General features: G+C 68.7%; 20 protein-coding genes. 10 read left to right on the forward strand and 10 right to left on the reverse strand.

Annotated features, from left to right (window positions below; translation table 11 throughout):
- The first annotated feature begins 87 nt into the window (after nt 1–87).
- Together ACXJJ3_RS10535 and ACXJJ3_RS10540 are read left to right on the forward strand one after the other, a co-directional pair.
- Nucleotides 88–588 (forward strand): sigma-70 family RNA polymerase sigma factor, encoded by a 501-nt coding sequence (locus ACXJJ3_RS10535; RefSeq protein ID WP_458169785.1) that lies wholly within the window; start codon nt 88–90, stop codon nt 586–588.
- Entirely contained in the window at nt 585–1,193 is a 609-nt protein-coding gene (locus tag ACXJJ3_RS10540; RefSeq protein WP_458169786.1) for an anti-sigma factor family protein, read from the forward strand. The genes ACXJJ3_RS10535 and ACXJJ3_RS10540 overlap by 4 nt, the downstream gene beginning before the upstream one ends.
- Nucleotide 1,194: 1 nt before the next feature.
- On the opposite strand, the gene ACXJJ3_RS10545 is transcribed toward ACXJJ3_RS10540, so the two are convergent.
- The 3 genes from ACXJJ3_RS10545 to ACXJJ3_RS10555 form a co-directional block, all read right to left on the reverse strand.
- Nucleotides 1,195–2,340 (reverse strand): hypothetical protein, encoded by a 1,146-nt coding sequence (locus ACXJJ3_RS10545; RefSeq protein ID WP_458169787.1) that lies wholly within the window; start codon nt 2,338–2,340, stop codon nt 1,195–1,197.
- 106 nt (nt 2,341–2,446) lie between these two features.
- Entirely contained in the window at nt 2,447–4,000 is a 1,554-nt protein-coding gene (locus ACXJJ3_RS10550) for an alkaline phosphatase D family protein (RefSeq protein ID WP_458169788.1), read from the reverse strand.
- A 152-nt stretch (nt 4,001–4,152) separates the two neighbouring features.
- The gene (locus ACXJJ3_RS10555) at nt 4,153–5,052 is read right to left on the reverse strand and encodes an AraC family transcriptional regulator (protein ID WP_458169789.1); all 900 of its coding nucleotides are present in this window, start codon (nt 5,050–5,052) and stop codon (nt 4,153–4,155) included.
- A 120-nt stretch (nt 5,053–5,172) separates the two neighbouring features.
- Here ACXJJ3_RS10555 and ACXJJ3_RS10560 point away from each other — a divergent pair, with 120 nt between their 5' ends.
- Nucleotides 5,173–6,024: an SDR family oxidoreductase gene (locus tag ACXJJ3_RS10560; RefSeq protein ID WP_458169790.1), complete on the forward strand. Its 852-nt coding sequence runs from the start codon at nt 5,173–5,175 to the stop codon at nt 6,022–6,024.
- Between the two features lie 72 nt (nt 6,025–6,096).
- Here the strand turns inward: ACXJJ3_RS10560 and ACXJJ3_RS10565 are convergent, their stop codons facing one another.
- The 4 genes from ACXJJ3_RS10565 to ACXJJ3_RS10580 are packed head-to-tail and all read right to left on the reverse strand — an operon-like array spanning nt 6,097 to nt 10,089.
- The gene (locus ACXJJ3_RS10565) at nt 6,097–6,876 is read right to left on the reverse strand and encodes a fumarylacetoacetate hydrolase family protein (RefSeq protein WP_458169791.1); all 780 of its coding nucleotides are present in this window, start codon (nt 6,874–6,876) and stop codon (nt 6,097–6,099) included.
- Entirely contained in the window at nt 6,873–8,369 is a 1,497-nt protein-coding gene (locus tag ACXJJ3_RS10570) for a hypothetical protein (protein ID WP_458169792.1), read from the reverse strand. The genes ACXJJ3_RS10565 and ACXJJ3_RS10570 overlap by 4 nt, the downstream gene beginning before the upstream one ends.
- A gap of 26 nt (nt 8,370–8,395) precedes the next feature.
- Nucleotides 8,396–9,208: a carbohydrate ABC transporter permease gene (locus tag ACXJJ3_RS10575; protein ID WP_458169793.1), complete on the reverse strand. Its 813-nt coding sequence runs from the start codon at nt 9,206–9,208 to the stop codon at nt 8,396–8,398.
- Nucleotides 9,208–10,089, reverse strand: coding sequence for a carbohydrate ABC transporter permease (locus ACXJJ3_RS10580; RefSeq protein WP_458169794.1), 882 nt, complete (start codon nt 10,087–10,089; stop codon nt 9,208–9,210). The genes ACXJJ3_RS10575 and ACXJJ3_RS10580 overlap by 1 nt, the downstream gene beginning before the upstream one ends.
- Nucleotides 10,090–10,271: 182 nt before the next feature.
- Here ACXJJ3_RS10580 and ACXJJ3_RS10585 point away from each other — a divergent pair, with 182 nt between their 5' ends.
- Genes ACXJJ3_RS10585 through ACXJJ3_RS10615 form a run of 7 tightly spaced genes read left to right on the forward strand, consistent with a single transcriptional unit; the run spans nt 10,272 to nt 18,698 of the window.
- Complete coding sequence (locus ACXJJ3_RS10585; protein WP_458169795.1) at nt 10,272–11,561, forward strand: ABC transporter substrate-binding protein; 1,290 nt, start codon at nt 10,272–10,274, stop codon at nt 11,559–11,561.
- A gap of 5 nt (nt 11,562–11,566) precedes the next feature.
- The gene (locus ACXJJ3_RS10590) at nt 11,567–12,595 is read left to right on the forward strand and encodes a Gfo/Idh/MocA family protein (protein WP_458169796.1); all 1,029 of its coding nucleotides are present in this window, start codon (nt 11,567–11,569) and stop codon (nt 12,593–12,595) included.
- On the forward strand, nt 12,592–14,535 hold the full coding sequence (locus ACXJJ3_RS10595) for a heparinase II/III domain-containing protein (RefSeq protein ID WP_458169797.1): 1,944 nt from the start codon (nt 12,592–12,594) through the stop codon (nt 14,533–14,535). Before ACXJJ3_RS10590 ends, ACXJJ3_RS10595 begins: the two co-directional genes overlap by 4 nt.
- On the forward strand, nt 14,528–15,277 hold the full coding sequence (locus ACXJJ3_RS10600) for an amidohydrolase family protein (RefSeq protein WP_458169798.1): 750 nt from the start codon (nt 14,528–14,530) through the stop codon (nt 15,275–15,277). The genes ACXJJ3_RS10595 and ACXJJ3_RS10600 overlap by 8 nt, the downstream gene beginning before the upstream one ends.
- Nucleotides 15,274–16,080 (forward strand): amidohydrolase family protein, encoded by an 807-nt coding sequence (locus ACXJJ3_RS10605; protein ID WP_458169799.1) that lies wholly within the window; start codon nt 15,274–15,276, stop codon nt 16,078–16,080. Before ACXJJ3_RS10600 ends, ACXJJ3_RS10605 begins: the two co-directional genes overlap by 4 nt.
- On the forward strand, nt 16,077–17,399 hold the full coding sequence (locus ACXJJ3_RS10610; RefSeq protein ID WP_458169800.1) for a hypothetical protein: 1,323 nt from the start codon (nt 16,077–16,079) through the stop codon (nt 17,397–17,399). The genes ACXJJ3_RS10605 and ACXJJ3_RS10610 overlap by 4 nt, the downstream gene beginning before the upstream one ends.
- An 18-nt stretch (nt 17,400–17,417) precedes the next feature.
- Complete coding sequence (locus ACXJJ3_RS10615) at nt 17,418–18,698, forward strand: aspartate aminotransferase family protein (RefSeq protein WP_458169801.1); 1,281 nt, start codon at nt 17,418–17,420, stop codon at nt 18,696–18,698.
- Here the strand turns inward: ACXJJ3_RS10615 and ACXJJ3_RS10620 are convergent.
- The 3 genes from ACXJJ3_RS10620 to ACXJJ3_RS10630 all read right to left on the reverse strand — a co-directional run bounded on the left by ACXJJ3_RS10620 (nt 18,661) and on the right by ACXJJ3_RS10630 (nt 22,427).
- Complete coding sequence (locus tag ACXJJ3_RS10620) at nt 18,661–20,256, reverse strand: alpha/beta hydrolase (protein WP_458169802.1); 1,596 nt, start codon at nt 20,254–20,256, stop codon at nt 18,661–18,663. The two genes, ACXJJ3_RS10615 and ACXJJ3_RS10620, sit on opposite strands and share 38 nt — an antisense overlap.
- Before the next feature lie 102 nt (nt 20,257–20,358).
- Nucleotides 20,359–21,657: an ATP-dependent Clp protease ATP-binding subunit ClpX gene (gene clpX, locus ACXJJ3_RS10625; RefSeq protein WP_458169803.1), complete on the reverse strand. Its 1,299-nt coding sequence runs from the start codon at nt 21,655–21,657 to the stop codon at nt 20,359–20,361.
- Nucleotides 21,658–21,815: 158 nt separating this feature from the next.
- Entirely contained in the window at nt 21,816–22,427 is a 612-nt protein-coding gene (locus tag ACXJJ3_RS10630; protein ID WP_371400770.1) for an ATP-dependent Clp protease proteolytic subunit, read from the reverse strand.
- Nucleotides 22,428–22,429 lie beyond the last annotated feature (2 nt).

Consider the following 22,429-nt stretch of genomic DNA (forward strand, 5'->3'; position numbering starts at 1 on the left):
CAGGATCTCCTCTCCCCTGCAGATACGCGCGATCCGGTCGCTCGGTTCAGATTGAACCGTCTTCCGTCGTCCGGCGTAGTTCGGGGTGTGGATGACGACACGGTGATCCGCGCGCTGTACGACAGGTACCGGCGGCCGCTGTTCGGGTACGTGCTGCGCTCGGTGGGCGATCGCCAGTACGCCGAGGACATCGTGCAGGAGACGATGACCCGCGCCTGGGCGCATGCCGGCGAGCTGGACCCGGACCGGGCCGGCCGCTGGCTGTTCACGGTCGCCCGGAACCTGGTGATCTCCGGCCGGCGTAAACAGGGCGCCCGGGTGACGGAGGTGCCGATCGACGACCGCGAGTTCCCGGCGCTCGGCGACGACATCGACCGGGTACTGCAGGTCTGGCAGGTGATCGACGTACTGCGGGGGCTCAGCAAGGACCACCGGCAGGTGATCGTCGAGCTGTTCTACCGGCGGCGCACCGTCAACGAGGCGGCTGCCGTCCTCGGCGTACCACCGGGGACAGTCAAGTCGCGCAGCTACTACGCGCTGCACGCCCTCCGCGCAGCGCTGGAGGAACGAGGAGTGACCGGCTCATGACGTGCCCCGCGACGACGTCGATCGGCGCCTACGTGCTCGGTGCTCTGGATGCGTCGGAACGGCACGCGGTCGAGGAGCACCTGACGACGTGTACGTCGTGCCGCGAGACGTTGCTGGAGTTCGCGCACCTGCCGGGCCTGCTGCACGCGGTACCCGTCGAAGACATCGAGAGCGACCAGCCGGAGCCTGCGCCGCTGCAGCTCACCAGGCAGAAGTGGCCGCGGCGGCGATGGGCGATTGCCGTGGCGTCGACCGCTACGGTCACCGGAGTCGTCAGCTGGGGTCTGGCGACCGCACCGGCCTCGGCTACCTGGACTGCCACCAACGGGGTCGGTGGGCTCGACACCACCGCCAGGCTGGTCAGCCGCGGCTGGGGCACCGACATCCAGCTTCGGCTGACCGATCTCAAGCCGTACGAGCACTGCATGCTGGTCGTCCACGGCCGCAACGGGAGCACCCAGGTAGCAGGCTGGTGGGCAGCCAACGGCAGCTATCAGGCCAACGTTCCCGCCAGTACGTCGATCCCGCTGCAGGACATCGACCACCTCGACGTGGTCGACACCGGGGACACCGTACTCAGCACGGTGTCCCCGACGACGCACTGATTCACCAACTGTTGTTGGAGATGCCCGTGCCCAGGATGACCTGGTCATAGGTGTTGCCATCGTTGTCGTCGGTGTAGGCGACGACCACTTCGGCGTACGGCGAGACCGCGACCACCATCTGCTCCTGCCGGCCCGTGGTGACCGAGCTGAGCTTCTGGGAGGACAGCCGGCCCGTATCGGTGCCGTCGGTGCCGAAGCCCCGCACCCAGACGTCAGGGTCGGCGCCTTGGGTTGTCCAGCCGACGACTGTCCGCGCCTGGTCGTCGATGCCGATCGACGGTGCGGTACCGCCCGCGGCGACCTCGGTGTCGGCGTAACGCGCCGTCCCGGTCGGTGTGAAGGAACGGGTCCAAACGCCTGGGGTTCCCGTGTGGTCGGACTCCCAGGCGACAGCGAAGTCGCCGTTGAAGTTGGCCGCAACCGACGCGTGCTGTTGCTGGCCACCGCCGGAGGCGTTCGCGGAACGGCGTGACAGCGTTGCCGCGCCGTTCGTACGACCTAGGCGGATCAGGCCGATCTGGTAGTAGCCGTTGCCGTCGGCGTCGTCGTCCCAGGCGACTACGGCGTCCCCCGATGCGGACACGGCTACGTCCGGGTTGTGGTGCTGGCCGGTCGTGGCCGAGGCCGACACCTCCCAGGCGCGTGTGGATGGGCCCGTGAAGCCAGCCGCTTTCACGGTGGCCTGTGCGCCGGTCTGGATGTCCTCCCACACCACAGTGAACGCAACCGCGGCACCAGAGGGTGCGCCGTCAGGATCTACGGCGACCCGTGGGTTGATCTGCTGCCCGGTAGCGCTGCTGTTGGCGTTGCCAGATGCGGTGACGGTGCCTGCGGTGTTCACGACGCGGTACGGGACGTTGTAGTACCCGTTGCCGTCCGGGTCGTCCTGCCAGACCACCACGGCGTTGCCTTTGTCGTCCAGGCCGACGTCCGGGTGCAGGTGGCGCCAGTTGGTCACGCCGGTGTCGCCACCCGCGGACAGCTTCTTTTCGTAGACAGCTGTGCCGTTGTGGAACAGGCGGAGGTAGATCTCGCTGTGCACGTTGTCGGTCGCGTTGTCGGTGTCGCGGTCGTCCTCCCAGACCACGGCGACGTACCCGTTCTTGTTGGTCGCCACGGAGGCGTTGTCCTGGTCACCGGTGGACACACTGTTGGCTGTTGTCCAGGTGGGTGCAGCAACGTGTGCGGAAGCGGTAGTTGCAGTCACGGACAGTGCAGTGACGGCGAGAGCAGTAAGAGCGATCAGCTTCATCTCACACCGCCTGCAGGCCGGGGTGGCCCTCTTGGACCACGAAGGACTTGACCGTCGCGGCCGCGGCACCGTGCTCGGAAACCTTTGCCACGTTACGGAAATCGGCCCGCAGCTCCGTCGGGCTGACCGTGGCACGCACGTATCCACGGCGGTTGTTGTAGAACTTCAGCCACGGGTTCGTCCCCACGTCGGGCACGGTGGTCGACCCGTCGCCGTCACCGCTCGACGTCACCGAGCTGGTCACCAGCTCCGTACCGATCGTCGCCGAGCTCGCGTTGTTGTAGTCGGCCTTCAGATCGCTGGCCCACGCGCGGTGCACGTCCCCGGTCAGTACGACGGGATTGCGAACGGAACGGTCCACCCAGCCCTGCTGGATGCGCGCCCGCGACGCCCGGTACCCGTCCCACGAGTCCATGCTCGCCCCGGTCGAGTTGAACCGGCGCGCGAAGAACACCTGCTGCCCGATGATGTCCCACGTCCCCAGGTGCTGCCCCAGACCGTCCAACAGCCAGCTTTCCTGCGCATTGCCGGGCAGGCTGCGGGACGCGAGGTCCGCATCGGAGCAAACCTTCCAGCCGTCGCCACAGGCCTGGTCGTTGCGGTACTGGCGCGTGTCGAGCATGTGGAACGTGGCCAGGCTCCCCCAACGCAGCCGCCGGTACAGCTGGATGCTGTTACCGCTGTTCACCTGCGCCGGCCGCAGCGGCATGTTCTCGTAGTACGCCTGGTACGCCGCGGAGCGCCGCGCGGTCCACTGCGCCGCCGTCAAAGCGGGCGTGTTGTTCTCGCGGACCGTCCCCGCGTAGTTGTTCTCCACCTCGTGGTCGTCCGGTACGACGATCCACGGCGCGACGGCATGCGCCGCCTGGAGGTCCGGGTCGGTCTTGTACTGCGCGTACCGGCGGCGGTAGTCGGCGAGCGAGACGATCTCGGCGCCGAGGTGCAGCCGGGTCCGGCCGGCGGTCGCGCCGTACTCGTAGATGTAGTCGCCGAGGTGCAGGATCACGCCCGGGTTCTCCTCCGCCATCCGGCGGTAGACGGTGAAGTAGCCCTCCTCGTAGTGCGAGCAGGAGGTGAACGCCATCGTCAGGTCGCGGCCGGCGGCGCCGACGGCGGGCGTGGTCCGGGTCCGGCCGACCGGCGAGATGTGGCCCTGCGCGCGGAACCGGTAGAAGTAGTCGGAGTCCGGGTCGAGTCCGCCGGCGATCGCGTGCACCGAGTGCGCGGCGGCGTACTTGGCGGTGACGCTGCCGGACGCGACGAGGGTGGCGAACGTGTCGGTCGTCGACACCTGCCAGTCGACGGCGACGTCGGCGTTCGCCATCCCGCCCTGGCCGTCGGCGTTCGTCGGCGACGGGGCCAGGCGGGTCCAGAGCACGACGCTGTTCGCGTCGGGCTCACCGGATGCGATGCCGAGCTGGAACGGGTACGGGACGGCGGCGGTGGCGGTCATCACCGATGACGTGGCGGTAGCCGGCAAACGGGCGGGAACGGCGCCGACGCCGGCCACCGCGAGTCCGCCGAGAACAAGGGTCCTGCGACTGATCGGGCTCATGGGCCTCACCTTCACGGATACTCAGGGCGGTGGGTCCCCGCGGAGGCCGAACGTTCGGTGACCATTCGGGGACCTTGAGTGTGTGCGGTGCATTCGTGCCCATGATTGCGCAAAACCGGTAACTTTCCTACAGGTTGCGCCGATCGCAGTACTCAGGCCGGAGTGAGCTGCTTGCGATAGGTCCCCGGCGGTACGCCGAAGTCGCGCTTGAACGCCTTCGCGAACGCGAACTCGGAGGTGTAGCCGATCTCCTTCGCGACCGTGGCGAGCGGGCGGTCGTGGTCGCGCAGCAGCCGGGCCGCGGTCGTCATCCGCCAGCGGGACAGGTACGTCAGCGGCGGCTCCCCGACCGCCTCGGTGAACCGGCGCGCGAACGCCGCCCGCGACAACCCGACGCCGGTCGCGAGGTCCGCGACGGTCCACGCCGCGCCAGGCTGCTCGTGGATCAGCTCGAGCGCCTGCACGACCGACGGATCCGTCAGCGCCCGCGCCCAGCCACGATCCGTCGGGCAGTTGTGGTCCTCCATCCACGCCCGCAGGATCAGCACCAGCAACGCGTCCACCAGCGCCGGTACGACGGCCGCGGCGCCGGGCCGCTGCGCGTCGAGCTCCTCGCCCAGGATGCTGATTGCCGTATGCAACGACCGGTGCCGGCCGGGATTCGCCGGTACGACGACCACGTCCGGCAGCCGGGTCAGCACCGGATGGGGCCGCTCGCGGTCCAGCCGGTACGTCCCGCAGAGCAGCAACGCCCGCGCACCCTGCCCCTGCGGCGGCCCCTCGACGGTCGGGTCGAACGGGACCACCGGCGAGTCCGGGTGGTCGACGAGCGCGTGGTCGAGGCCGCGCGGCAGCAGCACTGCGTCGCCGGGACCGAGCGGAATCGGCGCGCCGTCCGGCGGCAGCAACCACGCCGTACCCTGCAGGACGAGGTGGAAGGTGGCGCCGAACGAGTGCACGAACCCGAGGCCCCACGGACCGCGGACGTCGGTGCGTCCGGACGTCGCGGGACCGGTCTTCATCGCGGAGACGACATCGGCGAGCACATCCATACCTGCATCATACGCGCCACGATCAAGACGATCGGACATAAACCAGCGCCTGATGGACATAGATCCGCTCGAAAGGTCCGCCTACCGTCGGTGACAGACATCCACTGAGAGGGAGTACTGATGAGCATCGTCGTCACCGCCGCCACCGGCCAGCTGGGCACTCTCGTCGTCGACGAACTGCTGCAGCGGGTCCCCGCCGACCAGGTCGTCGCGGTCGCGCGGAACGCCGAGAAGGCCGCGCCGCTGGCAGACCGCGGCGTCGAGGTCCGGATCGCCGACTACAACGACACCGAGGCGCTGGCGAAGGCGTTCGGCGCCGGCGACACGGTCCTGCTGATCTCCGGCCTGGACCCGAACCGCCGCGACCAGCACCGTGGAATCATCGCCGCCGCGAAGGACGCCGGCGTCGCGCGGATCGCCTACACGAGCGTGCTCGGCGGAGAGGAAGCGGAGTTCGAGCTGGCCGCGGACCACCTCGCCACCGAGCAGGCGATCCTCGACTCGGGCCTGCCGTACACGTTCCTCCGCAACGGTTGGTACAACGAGGTCTACACCGACCAGATCGCCGGACAGCTCGCGCACGGCATCCTCGGTAGCGCGGGCGACGGGCGGATCGCCTCGGCGGCCCGGCGCGACTACGCGGCGGCAGCGGCCGTCGTACTGACCGGTGACGGGCACGAGAAGAAGGCGTACGAGCTGAACGGCGACGTGTCCTGGACGATGACGGAGTACGCCGCCGAGCTGGCGGAGCAGTCCGGCAAGGAGGTTGCCTACAGCAACGTGTCGGCGGACGAGCACGCCAAGGCACTGACCGCGGCCGGCGTCCCGGCGCCGTACGTCGGCGTGCTCGTCGACATCGACGGCGCCGTCGTTCGTGGTCTGCTGGACGTGCGCGGCAGCGATCTCGCCCAGCTGATCGGCCGCCCCACCACGCCGCTGGCCGACTCGATCGCCGGCGCTCTGGTGCGCTAAGGACAGGAGGTATCCGGGATCTCGCCCGCTTGGCGACCGTGCACAGGCGGGCGAGCCCGTATACGTAGAGGACTACGTCCTGTCGTTGGCGCTGCGCACCCGGTTCCGCTGCTCCCCCAGCCCATCCGCCCAGGTCCGGAGTTCGTCGCCTGCCTTCAGGTAGCGCGGCGGCTTCTGGCCCGCGCCGACGCCGGCCGGCGTACCGGTGCTGATCACGTCGCCCGGGTAGAGCGTCATGAACTGGGAGATGTAGTGCACCAGGTACGCGACGCCGAAGATCATCTCGGCGGTCGAGCTGGCCTGCAGCGGCTCGCCGTTCACGTCCAGGCCGAGCTTCAGCGCCTGCGGGTCCGGTACCTCGTCGGCGGTCAGGATCCACGGGCCGAGCGGGCAGAACGTCGCGGAGTTCTTGCCCTTGTCCCACTGCCCGCCGCGCTCGAGCTGGAAGTGCCGCTCGGACACGTCGTTCACCAGCACGTACCCGGCGACGTGGTCGAGCGCCTCGGACTCCGAGCTCAGGTACGCCGCGGTCCGGCCGATCACCACGCCGAGCTCGACCTCCCAGTCCGTCTTCTCGCTCCCGCGCGGGATCACGATGTCGTCGTACGGACCGACGACGGTGTCCGGCGCCTTCATGAACAGGATCGGCTCGGCCGGGGCCTGCTGCCCGCCCTCGGCCGCGTGGTCGGCGTAGTTCAGGCCGACACACACGATCTTTCCGGGGTCGAGCGGTGCCGCGAGCCGAACCTCCGCGAGGTCCAGCGCGGCACCGTCGGGTAGCTGGACCCTGTCGTCGTCGTTCAGGACCGCGTCGCGCAGTCCTTCCGGAGTACGGATCCGGAGCTGTCTCACTTGTTCCTCCATCCAGAGTTCTTCGCCCAGTTCAGGTACGCGATGCCCAACGCGTGCGAGCCTTGCACGGGTTGCAGTTGCACCGCGTCGTACACGCGCAACGACTGCTGGTAGATCAGCAGGTCCTGCTCGGCGTACTCGCCCCAGCGCGCGCATTGCACGGCGTTGGCCGGTACCGCGTCGCCGGTCCCGTCGACGCGGTACCAGACCTCGTTCGCGGACCGGATCAGCTTCTGCGTAAAGGTTTTCGCGAACGCCTGGACATCGGTCGCCGTCCCGCCGTCGATCCCCGCGTCGTACGCCGCGTGCACGAACTCGGTGCTGATCGCCGCGTGGCTCAGGTCCTCGACCTGCGTCGACGCCGGGTACGACGGCGTGTACTCGGAGATGCCCGCGGTCTTGGGATACCCGGCGTACAACTGGCTGTACGGCGGCCAGTACGTCCACACGTAGGCGCCGTCGACGGACCGTAGCGCGGGCTGGTACGACGTCAGCAGCTGCTGGACCCGGGTCTTGTACTGCGGCTTCTTCGTCACCCGGTACAGCTCGATCATCACCTGCCCCAACGCCTGGCTCTGGTTGTACGGCTGGATCGTGCCGTCGAACGGGATCGGCGCGCCCTTCGGCCACACGTAGTTCCCGTTCCCGTCCCACTCCGGGTCGTGGAACGCGACGGCCTGGATCGCCGCACCGAGGACGTCCCGCGCGAAGGCGTGCCGGGACTTGAGCTTGTCCGACTGCAGCACCATCCGCGCGTACCGGGCCAGTGGGAACGCGATCATCCCGGTGTGGACGGCGAACACGTAGTACTGCGGCTGGAACGTGATCGTGCTCGCCGCCGGCGCGGGTGCCGCGGCCGGGGCGTCTCGCAGGTCGACCGCGGTCCAGCGCAGCCCGGCGTTGTACGCGTTGTTGACGGCGGTCACGACGTACGCCGGGGACGCCGGGTCGAGGTCGACGTTCCGCAATGTCACGACCGAGGTGGTCCCCGGGTTACGGAGGACGAGGGTGAAGGTGCTGCCGGCAACGTTCTGCACCTCGGCGGTCGACTCGGCCGAACGGGTGCCCGCCCAGCGCAACTGGACCGCGGGCTTGCCGGTGCCGTCGGGCAGTACGCCGTGACCGGCCGTGTAGTTGCCGGCCGTCCGCCAGACCTTGCCGGAGCGGCCGGCGTAGTCGACGACGTGCCGGGCGTGGTCGGTGGTCTTCATCAGCAGCCGGGCCCGGTCCTCGAACGTGCGCAGGTAGCGCTCGTCCTGGTAGGCCTCGTACATCCGGAGCAGGCTGAGCCCGAAGTAGGACTCGCCCCAGGCGTACACACCGGCCTCGTTGTCCTGCGGGTTCGACGCGAGGTAGCCGGCCTGGGCGACGTCGAAGGCCTGGGGTGAGTCGTAGACGAGTGGATCGGCGGAGGCGATGGACGGGAGCCCTGCCCAGGCGGCGATACCGCCGGCGGTGGCCCCGAACAGGATGGTGCGGCGGGTGGGTTGCATGAGAGCCTCACAAAGGTAGGGGCGGGTCAGCCTTTGACGGCACCGCCCATGCTGTTGAGGATGCGTTTCTGCAGCAGCAGAAAGATGACGATGACGGGCACCAGCGAGATCACGGTGCCGGCCGCGAGCCCGCGGACATCGGTACCGGCGACACCGCTGAGATAGGCGATCCCGAGGGCGATCGGGAACTTGGACTGGCTGGTCAGCACGACCAGCGGCCAGATGAAGCTGTTCCACACCGAGACGAATCCGAGGATCGCGAGCACGGCGAGGGTCGGGGCGACGATCGGTACGCAGATCCGCCAGAAGATCTGGAACTCGTTCGCGCCGTCCACCCGGGCGGCCTCGACGACCTCGTCCGGGATCTGCGCGAACGCCTGGCGGAGCAGGAAGATCCCGAGCGAGGACAAGATGGCCGGCAGGATCACCGCCGCGAACGTGTCGGTCAGCCCGAGCTGGCTCATCACCAGGAACCGCGGGATCAGCATCAGCTCGCCGGGCAGGAACATGATCGACAGGAACAGCAGGAAGAACACCCCACGACCGCGGAACGCGATCCGGGCCAGCGGGTACGCCGTCAGCGCCGAGACCACGAGGTACACGGGGATCGTGATGCCGACGTAGATCACCGAGTTCAGCAGGAACCGGGCGTACGGGATCGTCGTCCACGCCTCCCGGAACCAGGTGCCGACCGGCGGCCGCGGGATCAGGTCGGGCGGGAACCCGAACACGTCCTGGCTCGCGGGTTTCGTCGCGGCGCTGAGCAGGATCAGGAACGGGCCGACGAACAGCAACGCCACCGCGACCAGCAGCACGTACCACAGGATCCGACGGCGCATCAGACGTCCCTCCGCCGGGTCACCAGCAGGTTGAAGCCGGCCAGCACGATCATGATTGCCCACAGCAACAGTCCGACGGCGCTCGCGTACCCCATGTCGTAGTCCTGGAAGGCCTTCGACCAGATGTAGTACCCGAGCGTCAGGGTGGCGTCGAGCGGTCCTCCGCGGGTCAGCACGTACACGGACTCGAACGCCCGCATCGCCTCGAGCATGCTCAGTACGAGCGTCACCGCGAACGTCGGCCGCAGCGCCGGGACGACGACGTACAGCAGCCGCTGCCACGCGCCGGCGCCGTCGATCGTCGCGGCCTCGACCTGGTCGGACGGCACCGCCTGGAGCCCGGCCAGGTAGATCATCATGAACAGGCCCGCGTTCTTCCAGGCCTCCAGCAGGACGACGGTCGGCAGCGCCCAGTGCCGGTCGAGCAGGAAGTCCGTCGGCCCGGCGCCGAACAGGCCGAGCAGCCAGTTCACGACGCCCTCGCGGTTGAACACGTACCGCCAGGCGACCGCTACCGCGACCATCGACGTGATCACCGGCAGGTAGTAGAGCATCCGGAACGCCTGGATCGCACGCAGCTTCAGGTTCACCAGCATCGCCAGGAACAGCGGGACGACCACGGTCAGCGGCAGGAACATCAGTACGAACAGCAGCGAGTTCCGCAGCGCGATCCAGACCCGGGGGTCGTGCACCAGCCGGGCGAAGTTGTCCAGGCCGGAGAAGCGGATCGGATGCACGATGTCGTAGTCCGAGAACGCCAGCTGGATCGCGATCACCGCCGGCCAGGCGAACATCGCGGCGTAGAACAGCAGCCCGGGCAGCATGAACACGTACGGCGTGTACCAGTGCTGGCCGACGACGCGCCCCTTCAGACCCGGCATGCCTCAGCTCCTTGTGTCTGAAACCCGGCTTTCAGACCGGAACCGTAGCGCACGACCTGGGAGCCTTGGAAGCGCTAACTCCAGAAAATTTCTGGCTTGTTCCGTTGACTCGCGCCAATTGATGGCGAACACTCTGACGTCTGTAAGTGAGGTTTAGGACATTCCGTTCTGAGGAGCCAACGATGGCCCGACTCCGACTTGCACTCGTTGCCACCCTGGTACTCGCACTGGCCGGCTGTGTCTCCGGCAGTCCGGCCGGCGGCGGCGACCAGAAGCAGTCCGGCGACGCGTACTCCGGTGACGTCGAGTGGTGGACGATCAACCTGCAGAAGAACTACGGGCCGGACATCCAGAAGTGGATCGACGCGTACCAGAAGGACCACCCGAAGGTGCACATCAAGTGGGTGGACGTGCCCGGGCAGGACATCACCACCAAACTGCTGGCCGCGCTCGCCAGCGGCAAGGTGCCGGACGTCGTCAACTTCACCTCCGCGACCACCGGGCTGTTCGCGTCCTCGATGGCCGACCTGAACGCGCTGTTCAGCAAGGAGGACGTGGCCGCGTACCTGCCGAACCTGACCGAGCCGCTGGTCACCGACGGCAAGCGGATCGCGCTGCCCTGGTACAACGGCGGTACGTCGCTGTCGTTCTACAACAAGGACCTGCTGGCCAAGGCCGGGTTCGACCCGGCGAACCCGCCGAAGACGTACGACGACGCGCTCGCGCTGGCCACGAAGTACCACGACGCGACCGGCAAGTCCGCGACGAACTTCATGGCGTACTCGACCGTGGTGCAGGCCGACGGCGTCAAGCTGCTCTCCGACGACGGCAAGAAGGCCGCGTTCAACACGCCGCAGACGCTCGCGTTGCTGGAGAAGTTCAAGAAGCTCTTCGACTCCGGCGCGATCGCCCCGGGCAGCCTCGGCGAGAACCAGCGGGATCTGCCGCAGTCGCTGGAGAACAAGCTGATCGCGTTCAACCCGGCCGCGGTGTCCAGCTCGCTGCTGAACGTGCAGAAGAACGCGCCCGCGGTCTACTCCTCGATCGTGGTCGGGCCGCCGGTGACCGGTGCCGACGGCAAGTTCTACATGCCCGGCCAGCAGGTGATGGGGATCCCGGCCAAGTCCGGCCACCAGGCCGCCGCGGCCGCCTGGCTCAAGTACGTCGCGGCGCCCGAGCAGCAGCTCGCGCTCTGCAAGCTGGTCCCGATCTACCCGTCCTCGGTGAAGGCGCTCGAGGATCCGTTCTTCACCGACATCACCGGGACGACGCCGGCCGACCAGGCCCGGAAGATCCTGATCGACACGTTCAAGCAGAGCGTGGACGCGTCGATGGGCTCCGGGAACGACGAGCAGCTGCGGCAGCTGTTCGACGACCAGGTGCGGGCGTACATGTCCGGGACGAAGACCGCTCAGCAGGCGCTCGACGCCGCCGAGAAGGCCTGGAACGACACTCTGGCGAAGGGCAAGTGACTGTGATGTCCGACAAGCTGCGGATCGGGATCGTCGGGGCCGGGATCATGGGACGCGGCAACGCGCTGTCGTTGTCCGCCCGGCCGGACGCCGTCATCACCGCGGTCACCAGCCGGTCGGCGGACTCCGCCGAGCAGCTGGCCGACGAGATCGGCGGGCGCGGCGCCCGGCCGGCGGTGCATCCCGATCTCACGGCCCTGCTGGCGAGCGACTCCGTCGACGCGGTCGTACTGACCACGCCGGACGACGTCCACGGCGAGATGATGGTGCAGGCCGCCTCGGCCGGTAAGCACATCCTGGTCGAGAAGCCGCTGACCACGTCGGTCGCGGAGGCGGACGCCGCGGTGGCGGCGATCCGGGCGAACGACGTGGTCGCGATGTGCCTGTTCAACCACCGGTGGGTGCCGGCGTACGCGCAGGCCCACGAGCTGCTCGCGGAGCTCGGCGAGGGTGCGGTCGCGTACGCGCGCAAGGACGACACGATCTTCGTGCCGACCGAGATGCTGTCCTGGGCGGATCGGACGACGTGCGCGTGGTTCCTGTCCAGCCACGACATCGACCTGGTGTCGTGGTTGCTCCGCGACCAGGTCCGCCGGGTGTACGCGACCGCGCGCTGGGGCAAGCTGCGGTCGCTCGGGATCGATACACCGGACGCGATCCAGATCCAGGCCGAGTACTCGCGCGGCGCGGTCGCGACGTTCGAGTCGGCGTGGATCTACCCGAACACGTTCCCGACGACGGTGGACTCGTACGTCTCGGTGGTCGCGGAGAACGGCGTCGTCCAGCTCGACCGGCAGAAGGAGAGCGTCGTACTGGCGCGGCCGGAGGGGTACACGTACCCGCGGAACATGCTGCAGCGGGTCATGCACGGGATCCCGTCCGGGGCGTACGCCGACGCGATCGCGCACTGGGTCGACTGCTGCCGGACCGGACGGCAACCGCTGATCACGATCGAGAGCAGCCGGGACGTCACCGCCGTACTGGAGGCTGCGCACCGGTCGATCGAGACGCGGCAACCGGTCGAGGTCTCGTGAACTCGGGTCCTGAGAAGCCGCGGCACATCGACGAGCGGATCAATCGGATCTCGCCGGACGACCTGCTGAAGGCGTTCGGCTCACCGGCTGCTGATCTGGCCGGGCTGCGTGCGCACGTGGCTGCGGAGATGCGGCCGCCTGCCTGGCCGCTCTCATGTACTGACGACGCGTTGGTGGCTGCTGGGCGGCTATTGGAGGGTGTTGATGTCACGGGCGCCGGTCTTGGACGCTCACAGCTCTACGGGTTCCATTACCTCGGATGGCTGCTGCCTGGCGTGCAAGCGTGGTCGCTGACGGGTGATGACCGGTATCTGCAGGCTTTTGAGCGGCACCTGGACGAATGGGTGGAGCAACGCGACAGCGTTGTCGGCGAGTGGCCGGGGCTGGACCCGATTTGGTACTCGCTGGGTACCTGGGCTCGCTGTCGCAGTCTCCTGCCGACGTTGGAGGTTTTGACGACCTCACCGCTCTCCGACTGCGTATGGGGCCGGCTGGTCGCGACACTCGTCGGTGGTGCGCGATGGGCGTACGACGAGCATGACGTGTTCCGGCACGGGAACTGGCAACTGGTGTGCGCTACCGAGCTGTTGCACCTCAGCGCCGTACTGCCCGGGCTGGTGGAGGCCGAGGCGTGGGCGACGCGTGCCAGGGAACGGATCGAGGAGCACCTGGTGCTGGACGTCTATCCGGACGGCGGGCACTACGAGAGGTCGCCCGGGTACCACCGAATGGTGCTGACCGCGCTGCAGACCGCTGCCCGGATCGACCCGGCCGTGGCGGCGCATCCGCGGTTCGCCGCTATGCACACGTGGATGGCCGAGCTGGTGTCGTCCGGCGGGTGGATGCCGCATCTCCAGGACAGCGGCATCGAGTGGCCGGCTGAGTCGTTGGAGCGTGGCAGGCAGTTGATCGAGGCACAGGACTTCACCGAGTTGGCGGCGTCGACAGTGCTGCCCGAGTCGGGGTACACGATCCTGCGGGGTGCGGACGTGCGGGCTGTGATCAACCACGGGCCACACATCGAGCACGAGCTGGAGTCGCACTCGCATCGCGCGGTACTCGACTTCGTGCTGGACGGGTGGGACGAGCCGTTGTTGTGGGAGGCCGGCGGTCCACCGAGTTACGACGATCCGTCGTACCTGACCTGGTATCAGGCGGGGATCGGGCACAACACGGTGGTGGTGGACGGGCGTGAGCTGTCCACGGACCGTCGCGTGGAGGTCGATCCGTTGGTCGACGTGGGACCGGTCGCGGTCTTCTCCGGCCGCCACCAGGGGTACGGCGTTCCCCAGTCGCGGACGATCGTCATGGTGCGCGACGAGCCGACGTACTTCGTCGTCGTGGACGAGACCGAGGCCGCGCAATGCGACACCTACTGGCACGCCCTACACCCTTGGCAGGAGTCGCGCCCGGGTGCCTACACGAGTGGGGATCTGCTGCTGGTCACCCCGACCCCGGCCGAAGCGACCGAGGGAACTGCTCGCCGACCGATCCTGGGCAGTCGGACGGCCGAGTACGGCCCGCTGTACTCGCTGGCCGTCCCCGGCGGCAACCTCACCACTGTCCTGGTGCCGCGCGCACCGGGCGACGTGACGGTCGAGGACGGCGTGGTCAGCATCGGCACGACGGCCGACCGTTTCACCGCGTCGACCTGCACCCGCACCGTCGACGGAAAGTTGTCCTGGGCAACCGGCTGGCGCACCCGCGAACTCCCCGGCCTGCTCCGCTCCAGCCAGGACGTCACCGTCCTGGCCCGCCGCACCGGCCACCGCCTGCGCTTCGAGGTGAACGCCCCGGCACGCTGCGGTCTGTGGCTCCGCACCTCCGGACAGCTCCAGCTGAACGGCATCACCGTGGAAGCCGTGGTGGCGGACGGCTGGGCCCACCTCACCCTTCCGTACGCCGGTCCCTGGACCGTGGACGGAGGAGTGGATGACTGAGGGGTGGTTCGACGCGCGGGTGGTGACGGGGGCGCATCCGGCGAGCCTGCTGCCGCCGAGTTCCCGGGATGCGATCGCCGCCCATCTCGACCGGTTCGAGCTGTCCGGCGCGCTCGTGAGCGCGATGGCCTCGTGGCTGCACGACCCGATCGGCGGGAACGACGAGGCGTCCGCGGTCGCCCACAGCCTGGCCGATCGCGGCGTCCTCGCCTGCTGGACGGCCGTGCCGGCAACAGCCGGCGAGTTGGACTCGCTGACCGCCCTGGTCGACCGCGCCCTCGACGACGGCGTTGCCGCCTTCCGGATCCACCCTGCCTCGCACGGCTACTCCCCCTCCTTACTGACCGAACTGTTCGAGGCTCTCGAAGCCAACCGCCTCACGCTGTGCGTCGACGCCGCCGAGCTGTCCTGGTCGGCTTTCGAGGCGATCGCCGGCCGCCACCCCGATCTCCCGATCGTGATCTCCAGCCTCGGCTACCGGAAGCTCCGCGAGCTCTGGGCGATACTCGATGGTCACGCCAACGTTCACGTCGACCTCGTCGACTTCGCCGCGCACCAGGGCGCCGAATGGCTGGCCGCGCACGGGCTCGCGGACCGGCTGCTGTTCGCCACCGGGCTCGGCGTCCGCGACCCCGGCGAAAGCATCGTCCGGCTGGCCTGGTCCGGGCTCGACGACGCGACCGTCCAGCGGGTCGGCGCCGGCAACGCCCGACGGCTGTTCCGCCGCGGAGACGCGTCGTGATCGGCCGGAGTCCGCAGTACCGCAGCGTCGACGTGCACGCGCACCTCGGCCCGTACTCGCTGTTCTTCATCCCTTCGCCGGACGCCGCGACGATGGTGCAGGTGATGGATGCCACCGGCACCGACGTCACCGTGCTCGCGGCCAACCGGGCGATCCAGCAGGACGCGCATCTCGGGAACTCCCAGTCACTCGCCGCGGTCGACGCGTACCCGGACCGGATCGCGGCGTACGCCGTCATCAACCCCTGGCAGGACCCGGAGCGCGAGCTCGCGCGGCTCGCCGACGACACCCGGTTCGTCGGCATCAAGGTGCACCCGAGCCTGCACCACTACCCGGTGACCGGCGCGCGGTACGCCACCGTCTGGCAGTTCGCGGCGGAGACGGGCTGCCCGGTCCTCACGCACTCCGAGCACAGGTCGCCCTACGACTCGCCGGTCATGTTCCAGACGGTCGCGGAGCGGTACCCGGGCGCGTCGGTGATCCTCGGGCACGCCGGGATCACCCCGCCCGGCGTCGACGAGGCGATCGAGGCGGCCCGCCGGTACGGGTCGCTGCTGCTCGAGGTCTGCGGGTCGCAGATGACCGGGCCGCTGATCCGCGCGATGGTCGACCAGGTCGGCAGCGACCGGGTGCTGTTCGGGTCGGACTTCCCGTTCATCGACCAGCGGATGTCGCTCGGCCGGGTGGTGTGCGCACCGCTGACCGAGGCGCAACGTCAAGATGTTCTCAGCGGGAACGCCCGCACGCTGTTCCGGTGGCGGCCGCTGCCGGACGGGCCGGGAGAACGAGGGGCTGACGCATGAACGACGAGACGGTACCGGCGGTGACGGTCGGGCTGTTCGGGCCGCGACGGCTGGTGAAGACGATGACCGAGGTGGGCCAAGAGGTCGCGGAACGGTCCGCCCACGGCATCCGGTTCCTCACCGGCGGGTACGACGACCAGTCCGAGGCGGAGGAGCGCTACCAGCGGCTGCGGGACCGGATCGACTCGGCGGTGTTCCCCGGCCCGTGGGCGTTCGACCTGGCGACGACCGGCCACTGGCTCACCGTCCCGTCCACACACCTGCCGCTCACGGGCGCCGCGCTGTACGCCGCCCTGCTGCGGGCGTCGCTGACGATCGCGGACGTCGACCTCGCCCGGGTCAGCATCGACTCGCTCTCACTCGCGGACGTCGCGGAGGCGTACGCCGAGATCGGCCTGGACACCGGCGAGGTGTACGACGTGCCGTACGAGGGTCCTGCGTCCGTGGACGGGTTCGTGGCGTTCCACCGGGAGAAGTACGAGCGGCAGCACACCACGGTCGCGCTGACGACGATCCTGTCGGTGGAGCGGGACCTGCAGGCGGCCGGCGTACCTGTGCTGCGGATCGCGCCGACGCGGTCGAGTGTGCGGGACGCGTTGGAAACCGCCGTACTGCTGGGACAAGGGACGCGGATGGGGGCGCACCAGTTGGCGATGATCGCCGTTCAGGTGATTCCGTCGCGTGCCGAGTCCGGGGACTACTGGCAGCAGGAGCTGGCGCTGTTGACGCACCAGAAGCTGCTGGCGGAGGCCCGTCAGGTGGGAGCGTCTGTCACGCGCCGTTCGGACACCCTGTTCCTGGTTACCACCACCTACGGCGCCCTGGTGCGGTTGACCGAGCAGTTCGCGTTTGCGCCGTTCCTAGGCGCGTTGACGGCCCAGCTCGGCGTACCGGTGGCTGTGGGCGCTGGAACGGGGCAGACCGCTCGTGCTGCGGAGGCCAACGCTCTTCTGGCTGTTGAGGAGTCCGCAGCGGCCGGCGGGAAAGCAGCCGTGTACCTGGACGGCAGCAGCGAGCGGCTGGACCTGGAGCCAGGCCCTGCCACCACAGACGCCGCACCGGACGAGACACCGATCGACCAGCGGGCGTTGGAGATCGTCACGTCGATCGCGTCCGCCATGAGCCCCACCCCCGGCCGGCAGGTTGTCGTGGACGTCGAGAGCGTCGCCGCGATCATGCAGGTCACCCAACGCACCGGCCGCCGCATGTTGAAGGAACTGGTCGACGCGGGCCTCGCCTGGCCGTTGCCACCGGCGCGGTCCACCGGCGGCGGCCGGCCACGCCAGCAGTTCCGGCTGTTGACCGAAAAGCTCGACTGACCGCCCTTGGAGGACGCCGTGCACACCCAAGCCGACCGTCTGTACGCCCGTGCCCAGCAGGTGATCGCGGGCGGAGTGTCCAGCGACGCCCGCCGCGCGGAGCGCCCGCTGTTCGTTGACCACGCCAACGGTGCCGAGCTGTGGGACGTGGACGGCAACCGGTACGTCGACTACGTGCTCGGCCAAGGCCCCAACCTGCTGGGCCACGCCGCGCCGCTGGTTGCCGACGCGGTGTCCGCCCAGGTACGCCGTGGCGTCGCGTACGCCGCCCAGCACGAGCTGGAGGCACAGGTCGCCGAACGCCTGTGCAGCATGATCCCCGCGGCAGAACTCGTCCGCTTCAACAGCGTGGGGTCCGAGGCCGTGCACGGCGCGATCCGGCTGGCCCGCGGGCACACCGGACGGCCGAAGATCGTGAAGTTCGAAGGCAACTACCACGGCTGGCTCGACCCGGTGCTGTACAGCGTGCACCCGGACCTCGCACTGGCCGGCGACGCGCGGCATCCGACCGCGGTCGGCGGTACGGCGGGCCAGCCGCGACACGATGCGGACGACCTGATCGTGCTGCCCTACAACAATCTTCAGGCCGTCGAAGAGGTCATGACCGACGATATCGCGGCCGTCATCCTTGAGCCGCTGCTCTGCAACACCGGCTGCATCACACCGGCACCCGGCTACCTGGAAGGGCTACGGGAGCTCACCCGGCAACACGGCGCTCTGCTGATCTTCGACGAGATCATCACCGGCTTCCGGGTCGCCCCGGGCGGTGCGGGCGAGCTGCTGAACGTCGTACCCGACCTGGCTGCCTTCGGGAAGGCGATGGCCGGCGGTATGCAGGTGTCCGCGCTGGTCGGGTCCCGTGAGGTGATGACGACCATCGCCGACGGCAAGGTCGCGCATGCGGGCACGTTCAACTCGCACCCGGTCGCGATGGCCGCGGCCGACGCCGTCCTACGGCACCTCGACGAGGACCGTGCTTCCGTTTACCCGCCGCTGAACGCCATCGGTCGGCGTTTGATGGACGGTCTGCGTACGGCCGCTGCCCGGCACGGCGTACCGCTGCTGGTCGACGGCCCCGGCCCGGTTTTCCAGACGTACGTCACGGACCAGGCCGAGGTCACCGACTACCGCACGTTCGCTGCCTGCGACCGGGCCGCGATGGCTCGTTTCCACGCGGGGCTGTTCGCTGCCGGGATCAACATCGTCCCGCGTGGACTGTGGTTCCTGTCCACCGAGCACACCGCGGCCCAGGTCGACGAGACTATTGCGGCAGCAGACTCGGTGCTCGCGTCCCTGTAGGCACCGGGTCGAACGGCTTCCGGTCCTGGTTGCAGGTCGTCCCGTCCTTCGGCGCCTTCAGCTCGGTCAGGTACTGCGTCGTGAGCCGGTCGGCGCAGGCGCTCTTCCCGATCGTCGTGTGACCCCAGCCCTCGACGGTCACCATCCGCGCGTCCGGGTACAGGTCGGCGTACGGCCGGGTGGCCTGGTACGGCGTTGCCGGGTCGTGGCGGGTGCCGAAGACCAGGACGGGCTGCTTCACTTTGTTCGGCCACGGGCCGAGGAACGCGTCCTGGTCGCGGATGCCGAGGAACTCGCACTGGATGCCGATCCACGCGCGGTACGCCCCGAAGTGCGGCGCCCGCTTGTCCGCGGCCGCGGCGAACGCCGGATACGCCAGCGGACGGCCGGACTGCTTCGCCTCCACGCACGGCTGCAACGCGGAGCCGATCGAGCTGTAGTCCTCCTTGCGACGGTTCCACTCCACGATCGCCTGCGGGGCCTTCCGCGCAGCGAGCGCACGGTTGGTAGTGGACAGCTGCGTGAGCTGAACCCACATGTCGGCAAGCGCCGGGAACCCGATCGGGTCGTACAGGTTCGAGAACGTGATCGCTACCGCGACGGCGTACGTCATCTTCAGCGTGGAGCCGTCCGGCAGGGCGACGTCGACCGGGTGCGTCTTCAGCCGCTCCATGGTGCCTTCGACGACCGTCTTCGGATCACCCAAGCTGTTCAGCGAACAGTTCGCGCCGGCCTTCTTGCACTCGGCAAGGAACTGCTCGTACGTGTCGTACGCGCCCTCGCCCTGCCGCAGCCGCACCCCGACCGGGGACCTGTCGCCGTCCGAGCCCGAGTACCACTCCGGGAACAGCGTGCCGTCGAGGACGAGCGCCCGGACCTTGTTCGGGAACAGCCTGGCGTACGTCGCCCCGAGGTACGTGCCGTACGAGTAGCCGACGTACGAGAGCTTGTCGTCGCCGACCGCCTGCCGGAGCAGGTCCATGTCCCGGGCAACGTTCGCCGTCGAGTAGCGCGCCAGCCGGTCCGGCGACGTGGTCCGGCAGCTGACCGCGAGCTTCGCGCCGTCGATGATGAACTGGCGCTCCTCCTTCGCGCCCACCGGGAACGCCGGGACGTTCGCGAGCGCCTTGGTCTCGTCGGCCTGGGTCGGGTAGCAGGTCGCGGGATCGGAACCGCCGACACCGCGCGGGTCGAAGCCGAGGATGTCGAACCTCGCCCGCACCTGCGGGCTGTAGATCTGCTGCCCTGCCTGCTGGATGAACTCGACCCCCGGCCCGCCGGGGCCGCCCGGGTTCGTGAACAGCGTCCCGATCTTGTGCGCCGGGTCGGTGGCCGGCAGCCGGGTCAGCGCGATCGTCGTGGTCGGACCGTGCGGGTGGTCGTAGTCCGCCGGGACCTCGACACTCGCGCACTGGAACGGCTTCAGCTTCGGGTCGGTGCCGCAACTGGTCCACGCGATCTTCGGTACGACGGACTTCGCTTGAGCCACGGCAGGCGTCATCGGGGTCAGCAGCACCAGCGCCACGGCGGCGAAGGACAGTCTTCTTCTGGGCGTCATGTCACCGACCGTAGGCGCGCCGCTGCTCCCGTCGCGTCCACCACGAGAAGGAGGCCGGGCACCCGCCGTACGGCGGACCCGGCCTCCCCCTGTGGAATGAACTTATGCGCTCTTCTCGCGGCGGTCGCGCTTGGTGCGCTCGATCTGGTCGCGCGGGATCAGCGTCGGGTTGACGTTCTCCAGCACCACCTCGCCGGTGACGACGACCTTCGCTACGTCCTCCCGGCTCGGCACCTCGTACATCACGTTCAGCAGGACCTCTTCCATGATCGCCCGCAGACCGCGCGCGCCGGTGCCCCGGAGCAGCGCCTGGTCGGCGATCGCCTCGACCGCGTCGTCGCTGAACTCCAGCTCGACGTTGTCGATCTCGAACAGCCGCCGGTACTGCTTGACCAGCGCGTTCTTCGGCTCGGAGAGGATCTTGATCAGCGCCTCGCGGTCCAGCGGCGAGACGGTCGTGATCACCGGGAGCCGGCCGATGAACTCCGGGATCAACCCGAACTTCAGCAGGTCCTCCGGCATCACGTCGGCGTACCCGCCGAGCTCCTTCGGCTTCTCCGGCTCGCGGCTGGTGTTGAAGCCGAGCGTCTTCTTGCCGACCCGCTGCTCGACCATGTGGTCCAGCCCGGCGAACGCGCCGCCGACGATGAACAACACGTTCGTGGTGTCGATCTGGATGAACTCCTGGTGCGGGTGCTTGCGGCCGCCCTGCGGAGGCACGCTCGCGGTCGTCCCCTCGAGGATCTTCAGCAGCGCCTGCTGCACGCCCTCGCCGGAGACGTCCCGGGTGATCGACGGGTTCTCGCTCTTGCGGGCGATCTTGTCGACCTCGTCGATGTAGATGATCCCGGTCTCGGCCTTCTTGACGTCGTAGTCGGCCGCCTGGATCAGCTTCAGCAGGATGTTCTCGACGTCCTCGCCGACATACCCGGCCTCGGTCAGCGCCGTCGCGTCCGCGATCGCGAACGGGACGTTCAGCATCCGGGCCAGCGTCTGCGCCAGGTACGTCTTGCCGCAGCCCGTCGGGCCGATCAGCAGAATGTTCGACTTGGCCAGCTCCACGGCCTCGTCCTTCGCGTGCCGGCCGGCAGTCGAGCTGCCCTGGCCGTCGCGGACCCGCTTGTAGTGGTTGTAGACCGCCACCGCGAGTGCCTTCTTGGCCACGTCCTGACCGACGACGTACGCGTTGAGGAAGTCGTAGATCTCCCGCGGCTTCGGGAGCTCCGTCAGACCGACCTCGGAGCCCTCGTTCAGCTCCTCCTCGATGATCTCGTTGCAGAGATCGATGCATTCGTCGCAGATGTAGACGCCGGGACCGGCGATGAGCTTCTTGACCTGCTTCTGACTCTTGCCGCAGAACGAGCACTTGAGCAGGTCGCCGCCGTCACCAATGCGTGCCACCGGTGCAGATCCCTTCTATGCGCAGTCGGACCGAATTCGACGGTACCCCGTACGGGGCCGAAAAACCGCGCTCGCCACCGGGTTGTGACTACGCCGGTGGCGAACGCGTCAGGCTCTTGACAGCCGGTCAGACCGGCTGAGCCAGTTTTCGAACCCGTTCAGACACCGGCCGGGACCGGGGTCTTGAGGCTCTGCAGGACATCGTCGATCAGGCCGTACTCGATCGCCTGCTCGGCGGTCAGGAACTTGTCCCGCTCGATGTCGCGCGACACCTCCTCGCGGGACTTGCCGCTCGCGTCGGCCAGCATCGTCTCCAGCAGCGCCCGCAGGCGGAGGATCTCGTTCGCCTGGATCTCGATGTCGGAGGACTGGCCGTACGTCCCCTCGGTGGCCGGCTGGTGGATGATGATCCGGCTGTTCGGCAGCGCCAGCCGCTTGCCCGGCGTACCGGCGGCCAGCAGCACCGCCGCGGCCGAGGCCGCCTGGCCGAGGCAGACCGTCTGAACGTCCGGCTTGATGTAGCGGACCGTGTCGTAGATCGCGGTCAGCGCGGTGAACGAGCCGCCCGGGGAGTTGATGTAGATGCTGATGTCGCGGTCGGAGTCCATCGACTGCAGGCACAGCAGCTGCGCCATCACGGCGTTCGCGATCTCGTCCGTGATCGGCGTGCCGAGGAAGATGATCCGGTCCTCGAACAGCTTCGTGTACGGGTCGATCCGGCGCATGCCGTACGACGTGCGCTCCTCCCACTGCGGGATGAAGTAGTTCATGG

The organism is Kribbella sp. WER1, assembly GCF_054189145.1.